General features: G+C 43.3%; 14 protein-coding genes and 1 riboswitch. Of the genes, 9 read left to right on the top strand and 5 right to left on the bottom strand.

Annotated features, from left to right (window positions below; all coding sequences use genetic code 11):
- Positions 1 to 303: 303 nt before the first annotated feature.
- A riboswitch (cobalamin riboswitch) is annotated at positions 304 to 439 on the top strand.
- Positions 440 to 559: 120 nt separating this feature from the next.
- From HUZ36_RS03025 to ung, 7 genes are read left to right on the top strand one after another with little or no spacing between them, the layout of a single operon-like run.
- The gene (locus HUZ36_RS03025) at positions 560 to 1,357 is read left to right on the top strand and encodes an ABC transporter ATP-binding protein (protein WP_176032024.1); all 798 of its coding nucleotides are present in this window, start codon (positions 560 to 562) and stop codon (positions 1,355 to 1,357) included.
- Positions 1,354 to 2,379, top strand: a complete 1,026-nt coding sequence (locus HUZ36_RS03020) for a FecCD family ABC transporter permease (RefSeq protein WP_176031954.1) — start codon at positions 1,354 to 1,356, stop codon at positions 2,377 to 2,379. The genes HUZ36_RS03025 and HUZ36_RS03020 overlap by 4 nt, the downstream gene beginning before the upstream one ends.
- Entirely contained in the window at positions 2,372 to 2,599 is a 228-nt protein-coding gene (locus HUZ36_RS03015; RefSeq protein WP_128731896.1) for a hypothetical protein, read from the top strand. Before HUZ36_RS03020 ends, HUZ36_RS03015 begins: the two co-directional genes overlap by 8 nt.
- Positions 2,596 to 4,068 (top strand): cobyric acid synthase, encoded by a 1,473-nt coding sequence (locus tag HUZ36_RS03010; RefSeq protein ID WP_176031953.1) that lies wholly within the window; start codon positions 2,596 to 2,598, stop codon positions 4,066 to 4,068. The genes HUZ36_RS03015 and HUZ36_RS03010 overlap by 4 nt, the downstream gene beginning before the upstream one ends.
- Position 4,069: 1 nt before the next feature.
- Positions 4,070 to 4,666, top strand: coding sequence for a cob(I)yrinic acid a,c-diamide adenosyltransferase (gene cobO / locus HUZ36_RS03005; RefSeq protein ID WP_147390375.1), 597 nt, complete (start codon positions 4,070 to 4,072; stop codon positions 4,664 to 4,666).
- A complete protein-coding gene (locus tag HUZ36_RS03000) occupies positions 4,666 to 5,526 on the top strand; it encodes a cobalamin-binding protein (protein ID WP_176031952.1) in 861 nt (286 codons plus the stop codon). The genes cobO and HUZ36_RS03000 overlap by 1 nt, the downstream gene beginning before the upstream one ends.
- Complete coding sequence (gene ung, locus HUZ36_RS02995; protein ID WP_176031951.1) at positions 5,510 to 6,178, top strand: uracil-DNA glycosylase; 669 nt, start codon at positions 5,510 to 5,512, stop codon at positions 6,176 to 6,178. Before HUZ36_RS03000 ends, ung begins: the two co-directional genes overlap by 17 nt.
- 39 nt (positions 6,179 to 6,217) lie before the next feature.
- Here the strand turns inward: ung and HUZ36_RS02990 are convergent, their stop codons facing one another.
- Positions 6,218 to 6,409 (bottom strand): DUF3545 family protein, encoded by a 192-nt coding sequence (locus tag HUZ36_RS02990; protein ID WP_125250918.1) that lies wholly within the window; start codon positions 6,407 to 6,409, stop codon positions 6,218 to 6,220.
- Positions 6,410 to 6,822: 413 nt separating this feature from the next.
- A complete protein-coding gene (gene tal / locus HUZ36_RS02985; protein ID WP_176031950.1) occupies positions 6,823 to 7,773 on the bottom strand; it encodes a transaldolase in 951 nt (316 codons plus the stop codon).
- A 262-nt stretch (positions 7,774 to 8,035) separates the two neighbouring features.
- Between tal and yaaA the strand changes: the two genes are divergently transcribed.
- Positions 8,036 to 8,812, top strand: a complete 777-nt coding sequence (yaaA, locus tag HUZ36_RS02980) for a peroxide stress protein YaaA (RefSeq protein WP_176031949.1) — start codon at positions 8,036 to 8,038, stop codon at positions 8,810 to 8,812.
- Positions 8,809 to 9,087, top strand: coding sequence for a hypothetical protein (locus HUZ36_RS02975; protein ID WP_125250915.1), 279 nt, complete (start codon positions 8,809 to 8,811; stop codon positions 9,085 to 9,087). Before yaaA ends, HUZ36_RS02975 begins: the two co-directional genes overlap by 4 nt.
- Positions 9,088 to 9,183: 96 nt before the next feature.
- On the opposite strand, the gene HUZ36_RS02970 is transcribed toward HUZ36_RS02975, so the two are convergent.
- The 3 genes from HUZ36_RS02970 to HUZ36_RS02960 form a co-directional block, all read right to left on the bottom strand.
- On the bottom strand, positions 9,184 to 9,969 hold the full coding sequence (locus HUZ36_RS02970) for a hypothetical protein (protein ID WP_176031948.1): 786 nt from the start codon (positions 9,967 to 9,969) through the stop codon (positions 9,184 to 9,186).
- A 310-nt stretch (positions 9,970 to 10,279) separates the two neighbouring features.
- The gene (locus tag HUZ36_RS02965; RefSeq protein ID WP_147390369.1) at positions 10,280 to 11,920 is read right to left on the bottom strand and encodes a methyl-accepting chemotaxis protein; all 1,641 of its coding nucleotides are present in this window, start codon (positions 11,918 to 11,920) and stop codon (positions 10,280 to 10,282) included.
- Between the two features lie 411 nt (positions 11,921 to 12,331).
- Positions 12,332 to 14,563, bottom strand: coding sequence for a S9 family peptidase (locus tag HUZ36_RS02960; protein WP_176031947.1), 2,232 nt, complete (start codon positions 14,561 to 14,563; stop codon positions 12,332 to 12,334).
- Positions 14,564 to 14,668 lie beyond the last annotated feature (105 nt).

Below are 14,668 nucleotides of genomic sequence, written 5' to 3'. Positions count from 1 at the left end.
AATTAGCCTTAATACTTGCTCAATTTGAAGGAGTAAATCTGACGCTAACTGCGTTGCATTCATTTCCAATAGCCAGCTATAGGCGCGTAAATTCACCTTGCCTAAAGGGCGCTGATACGTCGGCGTGAGCACCACGCGGGAGCGGTGTTATCGATAATATTTTCTCGCCTCAACATAGACCACTTAATTAAGGTAATAAGTATCAGTCGAGGATAGGTGTTCCTTATGTAGGTGTCATTAAAGTCGATGTATTTTACAACATCAATTAAAGCGCTCGGGCAAAAGTTGTATTTTAGACGTCTAGACTTCATAATAATGCACATTTCGTAATAGGCAGATATTGGGAATGAGGTGTGAGTCCTCAACTGTCCCCGCAACTGTAAGTGCTGGAGTGTATCTCTTGCATAAGTCAGATACCAAGGTCTATTTATTTAATCTGAGGGTTGGATAAGAGCAAGATTATCCAAAGTTCAGGTTGTTTACTTAAGCGGGCAGACTTAAGTCAAAGCAGTCGCCTATGCTACAAGCGACTGCTTTGCCATGCCCAATCAGAGGTGCTATGGCAGTCACACCGCAGTTTCAAGTTGATAAACTTAGCGTACAGCTTGGTGGCAAAGCTATCTTGAAAGCGCTTAGCTTCACGATTAATCCAGGCGAATTTATTGGTTTGCTCGGGCCGAATGGAGCTGGAAAGTCGACCTTGCTGCGCACATTATATCAATACATATCGCCAAGCTCAGGGCAGTTACTCTTCAATGGCAATCCTCTTAACGGCTATGGGCGCAAGGCCTACGCAAGAAATGTCGCGGTGGTGCTACAAGATATTCCCGTTGAGTTTAATCTACCACTATTTGATATGGTGTTGATGGGATTAACCCCTAACAAATCATTGCTAGCAACCATTACTGCTGCTGAAAAGCAAACTATATTCCGGGCCATAGAGCAGGTTGGATTAAGTCACAAGTGTGAGCAATGTTACAGTTCGTTATCAGGTGGGGAGAAGCAAAGGGCGATGATCGCTCGTGCTATGGTTCAGGCGCCGCAAGTATTGATAATGGATGAACCTACTAGCCATTTGGATATTAAATATCAAATTCAAATTATGGAGCTAGCTAAACAGCTTGGTGTAACTATCATCGCGTCTTTTCATGATTTAAATTTAGCCAGCGCCTTGTGTGATCGGTTATTAATATTGAGCAATGGCGAGCTTGTTGCAGATGGTGCGCCACTTGAAGTCATTAATGAAGCGCTGTTAAGCCAAGTTTTTGGAGTGTGTGCGGAGGTTTATACTGTCCGCCACCCGCCAAATAATAGTGAGATCCCGCATATACGCTTTCATTATGGGTATCAGCTATGATAGCAGCAAAGCGAGTCTGGTTGAGCTCACTGTTACTGTTGAGTTTGTGTTGCTTCAGTATGTTGATGGCACTAAAGATAGGTGCAATTGATTTATCTTGGCATCTTGTTATTCAAGCGATTATTAATTTTGATCCCAATGTAATTCAACAGCGTGTCGTGGTTGAACTTCGCTTACCAAGAACGCTTTTGGCAATGAGTGCGGGAGCGGGATTGGCAATCGCTGGGCTTATATTGCAAACCGTAACGCGCAATCCACTTGCCGATCCTTATTTATTTGGGATTTCTTCAGGTGCATCGTTTGGTGTAGTGGTACTTATCACGTTGTTCGGTGCGCAGTCTGGCTTCGCAATGTCTGGGGCTGCATTTATTGGAAGCGTGCTATCAATTTTGTTGCTGTTATTCGTGGCAAAGCGTAATGCACTGCAGCAAGTGGAAACCATGTTGTTAGCCGGCGTTGCACTTTCTTTTCTATTCAGTGCATTTACCAGTTTGCTGCTTTATTGGAGTGACCCACAAGCGATTAGTGCAATCTTATTTTGGAATCTTGGCTCGTTTGCAAGGGCTAGCTGTCAATGGCTCTGGTTTGTGTGCTTGGTGGTAATACTGAGTTTTATTATGCTTTTAATCATGCGCCGCCCGCTCAATGCGCTGTTACTCGGAGATGAGAGTGCCACTACGCTTGGTGTGAACGTAGGACGAGTACGAATAGGTATGTTGTTGTTAAGTTCTTTGCTCACCGCAGTACTTGTCGCTGCGTGTGGCGGAGTCGGATTTGTTGGTTTAATGATCCCACACATCGTGCGCTTTTTTATCTCGCAGGCAAAGGTCAGTGGAGTGGTTGCCACCGCGCTTTGTGGCGCACTTTTAATGCTCTGGGTGGACGTGTTGTCACGCACACTTATTGACAATCAGGAACTTCCCGTTGGAGTGATCACCGCAGCCATTGGCAGCGTGTTCTTTTTAGTATTGCTTATTGTCAAAAATCGCCGCTCTGCTGGAATAGGAGGAAGTCGTGGTTAAACCGTTAGCCACTCTTATAAATGTGCATATTCAACAGCTTATTGACTTAAAAGCCAAACCGTTAGGCGCCTTTGGTAAATTTAAATCCTTGACTGTGCAGCTAGTGCAGATCCTGTCACCAAGGCAAACCCAGTTACAGTTGACGCACTTAGCGATAACACTCCCAGCTCTGTTTATTATTGCAGGCGTATCACAATGCTTAAGAGGTGAAGGAGCATGAAGACCTTAATGGTGCAGGGCACTACGTCGGATGCGGGTAAAAGTACACTGGTTGCAGGACTTTGCCGTGTGCTACAGCGTAAGGGGTTATCGGTTGCGCCTTTTAAGCCGCAAAATATGGCACTAAATAGTGCTGTCACACCTTGCGGCGGTGAAATTGGTCGGGCACAAGCACTCCAAGCTGAGGCTGCAAAAGTCCCACTATCCACAGACTTTAATCCTATTTTACTTAAGCCAAATTCAGACACTGGTGCACAAGTTATTATTCACGGGAAAGCCATTAGTAATATGGAAGCAGCTGCTTATCATGATTACAAAAAGGTAGCGATGGAGGCTGTACTTTCCTCACATCAGCGCCTCAGCGACCAATTTGAACTGTGCATAGTGGAAGGGGCGGGGAGCCCTGCTGAGATCAATCTGCGTGAAAATGACATTGCCAATATGGGGTTTGCCTGTGAGGTGGCGTGCCCCGTGATCATTATCGCTGATATCGACAAAGGCGGGGTATTCGCACATTTGGTTGGCACACTTGCGCTATTAAGTGACTATGAACAAAGCTTGGTTAAAGGGTTTGTGATCAATCGCTTCCGTGGTGATGTTGCGTTATTGCAATCAGGACTTGACTGGCTTGAGCAAAAAACGGGTAAGCCTGTACTTGGGGTATTGCCCTATTTGCATGGCTTAGCGCTCGATGCAGAAGATGCGGTGACGGTAGACAATATCTGTGAACGGGGATCGTTAAGCGTTAGGGTTTTACTATTTCCTCATATTAGCAATCACACCGACTTTGACACCTTGCGCTTAAACCCTGAAGTGGATTTGCGTTATGTGCGCTATCAAGAATCTATCGGCCCTTGTGATTTAATCATACTGCCTGGTAGTAAAAATGTGTTGAGTGATTTAGCTTTCTTACGCAAACAAGGTTGGGCGGAAGAAATCAAACGGCACCTGAGGTACGGTGGTAAGGTACTAGGTGTGTGCGGCGGTTTGCAAATGTTAGGTAAGTTCATTAGAGATCCAAATGCGGTGGAATCTACACTTGGTGAAGTCGCTGGGCTTGGTCTGGCTGACTTTGAGACTACACTCTCAGAGCAAAAAGTACTGACGCAAGTGTCTGGCATTTGCCAATTAGATGAGCAAAGTGCTGAAATGTGTGGTTACGAGATCCATGCCGGGATTTCTTCTGGAGCGGCACTAGAGATGCCATTCCTACTATTTAACACACATCCAAATAACAGTGTGAAAGATGGTTTTATCTCTCGAGATAATCAAATTGCAGGCACCTATTTACATGGTTTATTTGATACGGTTGCCGCGACACAGGCTATCTTGTCTTGGGTAGGTAGTAAGCAAGCAGGTACTGCCGCGATTGATTTAGCGAAGCACAGAGAACTGCAAATTACGCTTCTTGCCGACAGCTGTGAAGCACATTTAGATTGGCAAAAATTGATGAAAATAATTGAGGAATAACATGAGCGGACAACAAGATAAGCATCAGCAACGACAGCAAAAAGTAAAACAACAAGTCGATGAAAAAATCGCTGCTGCCCAGCAAGAGCAGGGCATTTTGCAAGTGATCACAGGTAACGGTAAAGGTAAGTCAACATCTGGTTTTGGCACCGTTGCGCGTTGTGTCGGTCATGGTATGAACGCAGCGGTTGTGCAGTTTATTAAAGGTACGTGGGAGTGTGGAGAGCGCAACTTGCTCGAAAAAGTCGGTGTGCCATTTGCGGTCATGAAAACTGGCTTCACATGGGAAACGCAAAACCGTGAAACCGATACTGCTGCCGCGCAGGCGACATGGCAGCAAGCAAAAGTATGGCTACAAGATGAAAGCATCGACTTGGTATTGCTCGATGAAATTACCTATATGTTGAGCTATGACTATCTAGATTTGGATGAAGTCATAACGGTGCTAGAAAATCGCCCAACTATGCAGTCAGTGATTGTAACTGGACGCGGAGCACATCGACGTCTGACCGAGCTTGCAGATACTGTGAGTGAAGTGCGCAACGTGAAGCATGCCTTTGACGCAGGTATTAAAGCGCAAAAGGGGTTTGACTACTGATGCTAAAGCTCACTTTTTCTATTGTTTTAGCTTTTGCCTTTAGTGTTAGCGCTAAGCCTGCAGAGCGGATCATCGCCCTTGCCCCTCATATTGTCGAAAACCTTTATGCAATAGGCGCTGGGAAGCGGATTGTAGGCACGGTCGCCTATGCGGATTATCCAGAAGCAGCCAAGCAACTGCCTCAGATAGGCGATTATCAGGGCATTTCGGTTGAAAAAATTTTGGCACTTAAGCCTGATCTTATCATTGCATGGAAAAACGCAAGTCACGTTCCCATGCTTGAAAAGCTCGAGAGTTTTGGCGTTGATGTGATCTATAGCGAAGCAAAATATTTAGATAAATTACCCGATGAGTTGCTACGCTTTGGTAAAATTACTGGGCTTGGATCTCAAGCACAACAACAGGCTGATTTGTTTACTAAGCGTTTAGATGAGCTAAAAGCTCAGTATGAACAAAGTGCTAGCTTAGCTGTATTTTATCAATTGTGGCCATCACCGCTGATGACCGTGGGGGGAAAAAGTTGGTTACAGCAAGTCTTTAACGTGTGTAATGTGAAAAATGTTTTTGCCGACGCCACCACAGACTATCCGCAAATTAGCATTGAGAACGTTTTGTTGAAATCACCACAAGTGATTGTGATCCCCAAAGAAAAGAGTGAGCAAGACAGAGAGTCGATTAAATGGCAGCAATGGCCTTCTGTCCCTGCGGTAAAGCACAAGCAATACATATCTGTTGATGCTGATCTGCTCCATCGTTATAGCTATCGTATGCTCGAGGGAATATCGGATTTATGTGGTAAACTTAACGTCTCTCGAGCGCATTATAAAACGATGAAGGTAGAACATGACAACGTGGAGTGACGTACTAGGTCAAGAAAAACAACAAGAGTACTTTAAACAAACCATGGAGTACGTGGCAGAGCGTCGGGCACAAGGTGTCAACGTATTTCCGCCACAAGAGCAAGTATTTGAGGCGTTTAAAGTCACTCCATTTGACCAAGTTAAAGTGGTAATTCTTGGGCAAGATCCTTACCATGGCCCCAACCAAGCTCACGGTTTATGTTTTTCTGTACTGCCGGGTATCAAGCCACCACCGTCATTAAATAATATGTATAAAGAGTTGCTGCAAGATATTGAGGGTTTTACCGTCCCCAATCATGGTTATCTAATTGACTGGGCGAAACAGGGGGTACTGCTGTTAAATACGGTTTTGACAGTAGAGCAAGGACAAGCTCACTCGCACAAAAGCCTCGGGTGGGAGCGCTTTACCGATGTAGTGATCGAGAAACTCAATGCCAACAGTGAAGGGATCATTTTTTTACTTTGGGGCTCACATGCACAAAAAAAAGGTAAAAACATAGACAAAAATCGTCACCATGTTTTACACGCACCTCATCCCTCACCGCTCTCTGCACATCGTGGTTTTTTTGGCTGTGGCCACTTCAGTAAAACAAATCAACTGCTGACACAAATGGGGAAGCAGCCAATCGATTGGCGACTGGCTGAACTATAATAATAAAAACCAAAAAGAGCGCCGTGAAGGGCGCTCTTTTTAGCTTAAATCAAATTCGTCTAAATCAACACTGTCTGCGAAAATATCTAGTTCCTGTAGTTCTTTGCGTAGTCGCTGTTTATCTTTAAGCGCTTCAATCTCGCGCCATTTTCGTTTTTTGCCCTTAGATGAAGTTTTTTTCTTAGCCTCTGGACTTTCTAATAGTTCTAATAACTCGTCTAGGGTATCCATGAAAATCTCCTATTGATAAAAACAACCTAAAGTGGCACTTGTTTTGGCTTCGATGAGCACGACAACTGCAATGACACCGTTGATTTTTCACACTATATGGTAAGCCTCAGGGGAGGAACCGTTAAAAGTCTGATAGTTAAAGTACGCTACAAGCAACCCCATGTTGCTCGCTTTTTATACCAAAACCGGAATGTAGCGGTATCAATTTTCACTTCAAGTGATATTGATATACCACAGTCGGAACAAAAATAAAACACAATTGTGTCTTTTGGGTTAAAAGCAAGTGACAGTTTGATGAAAGTCAAAGAAGGCGTAGAGGAGGCTCTTAACGCAGAGTGTGGAGCAGGATTTAAAGATATAAAAAACGCCGCATAATGCGACGTTTTGATGCTGAATTTAATTTGCTAAATGCGTTATAGAGCCTTAAAGCGAGCTACAAGGGTTTCTTGCGCATCTGCAAATGAGCGAATGCCTTCAGCGAGCTTTTCTGTCGCCATTGCATCTTGATTATGTAACCAGCGGAATTCATTTTCTGTTAGTGCGGCTGGTTTTTCCTGTGGCTCAAAGTCAGCTGCAAGCAAGTACTCGTCGTTTGCTGGCATTGCAGCAAGCTCTTCTAGTAAAGCTGGGCTAATCGTTAACTTATCACAACCCGTTAAGGCTAAGATTTCTCCAGTATTTCTGAAACTTGCGCCCATAACTACGGTTTTATAACCATGTTGCTTATAGAACTCAAAAATACTACGAACAGATTGTACGCCAGGATCTTGTAGTGGGTCTGTTGGCTTTTCTAGGCCATTGGCAACGTGCCAATCCAAAATGCGACCGACAAATGGTGAGATTAAGAACACATTAGCATCGGCACATGCACGCGCTTGTGCTTCACTAAATAATAGTGTTAAGTTGCACTTAATCCCTTCTTTTTCAAGGGCTTCAGCAGCTTTGATGCCTTCCCAAGTTGACGCTATTTTGATCAAAATTTTGTCTTTGCTCACGCCTTGTGCGTCATACAGGCTTAGTAGTGTTTTGGCTTTTGCGATAGTCGCTTCGGTATCAAAAGATAAACGTGCGTCTACTTCGGTTGAGATATAGCCTGGCACAGAGTTGGCGATTTCTTTACCAATCACCACAGCAAAATAGTCACAAGCAAGCTCTAGCTGCTTGTCAGCATCACTTTCATTGGCTTTGGCATAATCCCAAGCTTCTGTTAGATAAGGCTGATAAGCAGGCGTCTCAGCCGCTTTAAGTAAAAGAGAAGGGTTTGTTGTTGCATCCTCAGGCTGTAGCTTGCGGATAGCTTCAATGTCACCGGTGTCAGCGACGATTGATGAATGTTGTTTTAGCCTATCTAATGCTGAAGTCATGTGTTCCTCATTCCAATTTTGATAACAGCGAAGTGATATTAGACGCCTTATGTTGCAACACCATTAAATAGCTGGATAGGTCATATGTCCGTATTAGGTGACATATCACTCTTGCGATTTCAGGTTATTGTTATATAAGGTCGAGTTGTAAAGCGAAGCCACGAATAGCTTAAGCCCTCGTACAAAGTGGACAAACACTTGAAGTTACGTAGGGATAGTGTTGAAATTGACATTAATTAAAAGCTAAGTCAATAGGCAAACTATGATCACCGTTATCTCTCCAGCGAAAAACCTAGACTACGAAACTCCAGCGCCAATTAACACATATACGCAGCCAGAGTTGCTAGCGCATAGTGAATTATTAATCGATGTTTGTCGTGACCTGACACCGCAGCAGATCTCAAGCTTGATGAAAATCAGTGATAAGCTAGCGGGACTCAATGCAGCGAGGTTTGCCGAGTGGTCACCTCCTTTTAATGAGAGTAATGCTAAGCAAGCTATCTTTGCCTTTAATGGTGACGTGTATGTTGGTTTAGAAGCACAAAGCTTAAATGAAGCCGATTTAGATTACGCGCAAAGTCATTTACGTATTTTGTCGGGGTTATACGGCATTTTAAAACCACTTGACTTGATGCAAGCTTATCGTTTAGAAATGGGGACAAAGTTAAGTAATCCTCGTGGCAAAAACCTCTATGAATTTTGGGGGAGTATTATTGCTGAGCAGTTAAATGAGGTATTGGCATCAGCACAAACACGCTACTTGGTGAATTTAGCTTCTAATGAGTACTTTAAAGCAGTTGATAAAAAAGCTTTTAATGGAGAGATTATTACTCCTGTCTTTAAAGACTGTAAAAATGGTCAATACAAAGTCATCAGTTTTTATGCGAAGAAAGCACGAGGCATGATGGCTAGGTATATGATTGAAAACAAGGTGTCGGACTTGGACAGCTTAAAAGCGTTTAATCATGCAGGGTACTATTTTAGCGAAGAAGCGACGCAAAAAGTACAAGAGCCGGTATTTTTGAGAGCTGAACAATGACAATAAAAATGATGTTAGCAACCGTGTTTACTGCGGTTTTTATTAGTGGATGCAGTGGCAATTTTACAACCAAAGTGAGTAATGTTCCTGTTGATTGCGACAGTGACTCACGTTCGTGTGCCCAGCGTTGTCATCAAGACTACTCTGATCCTATGCAAGTCCAAGCCTGCCAGGATCGTTGCTTTGTACAACAAAACCAGTGCAATGTTGATAGGCCTAATGAGGATACATGGGAGATTTCGAGCGAAAACCCTACTTATCCAGTGTCATTCTAAAAGTCCTATCGTATGAGAGTCCCCCTGACATTCAGGGTGACTCTCAAAGCGCTTAACCTAGTTAGCGTCAGTTTGACTAGAATAGAGCAAGGCTAATTATGCCCCTTTTGGTAAGCTCATGTAAGCGCGAACAACCTTATCTCTAAAAACAATATCCGCTGCTTTCTCGGTATCTCTGTACTTTTTGCAGTATGCTTGCGGACTTCCCGTTTTTAATAGCAACTCGTCGGGCTCATGCAGCGTGAGTAGGGTGTTTTGCCAGCGAGAGACTATCGATTCAGTGGGCTCTGGTAGCTGCTTAAGAATATCTTCAGATAACAAAAACTGGCTCTCGGTTGCGACCTTTATCATGTCATCATTGGCAGCTGCTAACCATGTAGCACCTTGTTCATTTACACAGATCAGCGGTAAATATGGGGCAATAGCAGGAAAAGCAGTGTTTCTATATATATCAACTTGCCAGTAAGACCTGGCAATTTTTACAAACTGTTCAAAGTGCGAGATGGCAGTAAAACCTGACTGAGAAATTGGCTTAATTTCTACCCTTGGCTTATTGGCATTTACAGTATCATTTGCAGTGTCAATATACCAATCACCAACTAGTATGGCATTTTGGAAATACTCATCGCGTAATGACCCCCACACTTTTTTTAGCTCAGTACGTTCTGTGCGCATATAATTTTTAAGTATGGCTAAACGTTGAGTGTTTGACTTAAGCTCAGCTGTAATGAGTGTAAACATTTCATCGCGGATCTCTAGGCAACGCCCTAGTGGATAAGGTTTACCAGCAAAATGGGGAAATTTAGGTGCCAGATTAATGTCTGCTTGAAGTCTTAAATTTGCTAATGTATCGGTGAGTATCTCAATATCCTGTTGATCCAAAAGAACGCCTTTATGGTTATTACAGATAATACAAGTATAACCATAATGAAACCATTTACTACAAACTAAGGTCTGTTAACCTTTGTGGTCTAGCTTTTGTTCTCTGGAGTATTTTGGTGATAATAAGGCGAATTCTCTTCCAATAGCTGGCTATTGGAAGAGAATTCCGAGCAGTTAGTACTAAACCTGGTAGTTAGAAAGGCGTTAATTATCCGACGCACGGATTATTTTTATCGACAAGATAAATAGTATTAATCATCTATAGATGGTATGAGGCAGAGCGTGCTGATGATGCTCTGCCTGCTTGGTCTTATACTTTAAAGCGCTCAACGATGTCACTGAGCTCATGACTAGCACGGGTTAATTGCTCACTGGTTTTATTCAACGAGTGAGTGGTATCGAGAGAGTGATGAGTTGAGTCTGAAAGTTGTGCAATTCGCTCATTGACCTCTTGTGCTGCAAGGCTTTGTTCATCAGTGGCTTTGGCAATATGCGTATTCATATCAGAAATATCATCAATAAGTTTTTCAATTTCCGTTAAGGCGGTATCGGCTAATTGCACTTGCTCTACGGTTTGCTCTGAGATCTGCTGACTAATTTTTACCGCTGCGACGGCTTGCTGTGCCTCTTTTTGCAGACGTTCAATCATGTTGTGGATCTCATCCGTGCTCTGTCCTGTACGACTGGCCAGCGTGCGTACTTCATCAGCGACAACAGCAAATCCGCGCCCTTGTTCGCCAGCTCGTGCGGCTTCTATTGCAGCATTTAATGCAAGTAAATTGGTTTGCTCGGCAATGCCTCGGATCACATCCAGTACAGAGCCAATATGCTGACTTTCTTGATCTAAGCTAGAGGTTGTCATACTAACGGATTGGATCTGCTCTGATAGTTTTTTAATGGCGGCAATGGTTTGAGAAATTGTATGCTTACCTTTTTGACTATAATTGCGGGCATCGGTTGCTGAGTGCTCAGCTGTATCTGCATTATTGCTAATTTCTCGCACTTGCATGGTCATTTGTTCAGCAGCGGTAGCTACCTGGCGGCTGTTGTCATTTTGTGACTCGATGAATGCTAGATTTTCTTCACCTGCTGACTTTACCTGGTTGGCAAGTGTTTCTACTTCTTTTGCATTGTGCGCTACTGTGGCAATGGAGTGGCGCATTTTTTCGGTATAAAGGTTAAAATATTTTGCCAAAGCGGTTATTTCATCCTTACCACTTTCATTTAATGTTCGGGTAAGGTCTCCCTCTCCTTGAGCGATATCTTTCATCATGTCCTTTGCTTGATTGATAGGGTCAATAATACTTTTGCTAATTATGGCGCTGAAAGGGAATAATAAAATGATGAGGAGCGCTAACTCAATTAACAGGAGATTGCGAATATTTGCAAACTCTGCATCTATGGTATCAAGGTATACGCCGGAGCCTACGATCCACCCCCATGGTGTAAATGCTTTAACATACGAGATCTTTTCTACCGGAGCTTGTTTGCCTGGTTTTGGCCATAAATAAGGCACAAATCCTGAACCACTGGCTTTTGCAACATTCACCATTTCAACAAAAAGACGCTTACCATTAGGGTCTTTAGATTGGCTTAAGTCTTTGCCATTAAGCTCGGGTTTAAACGGGTGCATCACCATTTTGGGTTGGTAATCATTAATCCAAAAATAGTTGTCTCCCTCATAGCGCAATGCTGCAACGGCATCCAGTGCATTTAGTTTAGCCTGCGTTTCGGTTATCGCACCTGAAGCGTACTGTTGATGAAAGTAAGCAACTAAGCTGTACGCGTTTTCTACGAGACTTTGGGTTTTGTTATATTGTTGTTTTTCCAACGCTTCATACTGCTGGGTTAAACTGACAACACTTTGCAAAATAACACCGATAATAACCACAATAATTAATAATGCGAGCCGCTGAAAAATGGTGAGATGTCTTAAAAACTGCTTGGACATAATGTGATCCTTATGTCGTTCTTATTGTCGAAAGAATCTAGGCGCGAATACGTAAGTAACAAAACGTGCGTGGGGCTTACAGCTCAAGTACTCCAAGAGTGCAAACCTGATGCTCGCTATGTTAAAAGTGACTTACTTCAAAACAGTAAAATTGCTTAGCCTGGATATCCCAATGGCTTGTAACTAGATAAAAGAATAATGTAAAAGTAGCCTAAAAAGTTGGCTAGTCATTCCTTGTCTAGGCTTTGGTTGCACAGGCAATAAGCAAGCTAACTGGCGTAAATCGCGCTTGCATAATAATTGTAGTTTTTCGTAGTCCATAAGAATAAACAATTAGACTAAAGGAGTAGAGACAAATTACTTTGAGAGTGTCATCACGCCCAGCCAGCGAGGCTGGGCGTGATTAAGTGTTTACTTAGGGTCAACGTCAAAGTGACGGTTGAAGAAGTCAGTAATGGTTTGGTGTAAGTGGGTTTGTACTTTTTTGCCTCGTAAACTGTGTTTAGAGCCCGGGTAAGTCATCATTTCAAATGGCTTAACTTCGTCCTGCAACTGCTTAAATAACTTAGTTGCATGGGTAAATAGTACGTTGTCATCGGCCATACCGTGATAGATCATCAGCGGGCCTTTTAGGCCATCGGCATAAGGGAAGACAGCACTTTGTTCATAGCCCTTGGCATTTGTATCTGGGTGACCTAGGTAACGCTCAGTGTAATGGGTGTCATACAGTGCCCAATCGGTTACTGGCGCACCAGAAACACCGGCTTTAAAGTAGTCGCCTGCTTTAAACATTGTCATCAGCGCCATATAACCACCATAGCTGTGACCGTAAATACCGATACGCTCAGGATCTACGTAGTCCAGTGTACGTAAGAATTCAACGCCTTTAATTTGGTCGGCCACCTCTACTTCACCTAAGTGTTTGTAGATAGGGTCTTCAAACTTTTTACCTCGGTTGTAGGAGCCGCGGTTATCAAGCTGGAAAATCACATAACCCTGCTGTGCTAGATATTGGAAGTACAAGTTTTTACTACGCCAGCTGTTGGTAACACGCTGCGCGTGAGGGCCACCGTAAACGTTTACAATCACAGGGTATTTCTTACCACTTTCAAGCTTTGCTGGCTTAAATAAACGGTAATACATGGTTTGACCATCTTCAGCTTTCAGTGTGCCGTACTCTGGCGTGGCTAGATTGCTCAAGTACGGTGTAAGCGGGTGCTGGTTGTCTAAAGCATTTTCTTCAAGCCAAGTGACAAATTCGCCGTTTACTTTGCGCAGTGCAACAGCTGGTGGACGATTGACTGAAGACGCTTTATCAATAAAAGTACGGTTATCTTTTGCAAGTACTACTTTATGGAAGCTACCTTTTTCGGTAATACGTTTTGCATCGCCTTCTTTGAAAAGTGGCACGCTGTATAGGTGGCTCTCAAGCGGCGTGTCTTTGCGACCTGAAAAGTATACAATACCCTTTTTTTCGTCAACGCCTTGAAGGCTTTCAACAATCCACTCGCCTTTAGTGATTTGGCGCACAAGTTGGCCATTGGTTCTGTATAGGTAAAGGTGTTTAAAGCCATCGCGCTCAGAAGCCCATACAAAGTGTTTTTTGTCTTTTAAGAACTCAAGGTCAAAATGCAGGTTAATCCAGGTATCACTGGTTTCGGTTAGGGCAACTTGCTGTTTTTTGCTTTTGGTATCGTAAAAGCGCAGTTCTAGTTTTTGCTGCGAGCGATTTTGCCACTGATATGACAATGTTTTGTTGTCTTTCAACCAGTTTGCACGGGCGATGTAAATGTCTTTATCTTCGCCTAGATCAATCCAATCCACCTTTTGGTCATTGATTTTTACAACACCTAATTCAATCTCAACGTTGGCAGTCCCGGTGTATGGGTATCGTTGATTGAATAGCTTGACTTCTTCGGCATAGATTTCGTTACGAATGGCTTCTTGAACTGGACTTTCATCAATGCGAGTAAAAGCAATTTGTTGCTCATCACCCGACCACCAGTAGCCCGTCATGCGGCTCATCTCTTCTTGGGCAACAAACTCAGCCATGCCGTTTTTAATTACGCCACCGCCGTCTTTAGTTAATTGCGTTTCTTTGCCTGACTTGAGATTGATGGTATAGAGGTTTTGCTCACGAATAAATGAAACAAAGTTACCTTTTGGTGAGAAGCGAGCATCGGTTTCGAATGCCTCGGTTTCTGTTAGCTTTATGCTCTTACCTGAAGCGATTTCATAGTAGTACAAGTCGCCATTGAGTGGGAAAAGTAGCGCTTTACCATCTTTTGACCATTTGTATTCTAAAATACCACGGCCAAAAATACGTTGACGCTCACGTCGTGCTTTTTCTTCATCTGAGAGGTTCTCTGGGCCAGAAAATAGCGCTGCTGAGTCTACCAATAAACGGTTGGTATTGTCTTTTAGATTGTATTCCCAAAGGTCGTAACGGTTATAGTCTTCTTTTTTTCCTTGAAGGTAAGTAACACGAGAACCGTCAGGAGAAAATTGCAGTTTTACAGGCGCTTTACCTGATAGGGATGGGTCGTCAAAAAGTCGCTCAAGAGTTAGCTGCCCTGCGTTAGCGGCAACAGATGCAAATGCTAACGGAAGGGCTATTGTGTAGTGTTTAATGCGAGAATGCACGGTAGCCACCTTGTTGTATTTTTAAAGTCTTTGCGGATGGTAATGAAGCTACTTTGCAATAGCAACAAATTCGGATAGAGTGCCGAGTAAATCGGATTTAAAGAA

The sequence above is a fragment of the Pseudoalteromonas sp. McH1-7 genome (assembly GCF_013366255.1).
Classification (GTDB): domain Bacteria; phylum Pseudomonadota; class Gammaproteobacteria; order Enterobacterales; family Alteromonadaceae; genus Pseudoalteromonas; species Pseudoalteromonas peptidolytica.
The sequence above is the reverse complement of the archived record's forward strand: the minus strand, read 5'-3'. Positions and strand labels throughout refer to the sequence as shown.

What these genes read in the sequence shown, in the direction of transcription:
- HUZ36_RS02965 (WP_147390369.1), bottom strand. Translation starts at nt 11,920, where the DNA reads ATGTCCAAGCAGTTTTTAAGACATCTCACCATTTTTCAGCGGCTCGCA.
- tal (WP_176031950.1), bottom strand. Translation starts at nt 7,773, where the DNA reads ATGACTTCAGCATTAGATAGGCTAAAACAACATTCATCAATCGTCGCT.
- cobO (WP_147390375.1), top strand. Translation starts at nt 4,070, where the DNA reads ATGAGCGGACAACAAGATAAGCATCAGCAACGACAGCAAAAAGTAAAA.
- HUZ36_RS03010 (WP_176031953.1), top strand. Translation starts at nt 2,596, where the DNA reads ATGAAGACCTTAATGGTGCAGGGCACTACGTCGGATGCGGGTAAAAGT.
- ung (WP_176031951.1), top strand. Translation starts at nt 5,510, where the DNA reads ATGACAACGTGGAGTGACGTACTAGGTCAAGAAAAACAACAAGAGTAC.
- yaaA (WP_176031949.1), top strand. Translation starts at nt 8,036, where the DNA reads ATGATCACCGTTATCTCTCCAGCGAAAAACCTAGACTACGAAACTCCA.
- HUZ36_RS02990 (WP_125250918.1), bottom strand. Translation starts at nt 6,409, where the DNA reads ATGGATACCCTAGACGAGTTATTAGAACTATTAGAAAGTCCAGAGGCT.
- HUZ36_RS02975 (WP_125250915.1), top strand. Translation starts at nt 8,809, where the DNA reads ATGACAATAAAAATGATGTTAGCAACCGTGTTTACTGCGGTTTTTATT.
- HUZ36_RS03020 (WP_176031954.1), top strand. Translation starts at nt 1,354, where the DNA reads ATGATAGCAGCAAAGCGAGTCTGGTTGAGCTCACTGTTACTGTTGAGT.
- HUZ36_RS03000 (WP_176031952.1), top strand. Translation starts at nt 4,666, where the DNA reads ATGCTAAAGCTCACTTTTTCTATTGTTTTAGCTTTTGCCTTTAGTGTT.
- HUZ36_RS03025 (WP_176032024.1), top strand. Translation starts at nt 560, where the DNA reads ATGGCAGTCACACCGCAGTTTCAAGTTGATAAACTTAGCGTACAGCTT.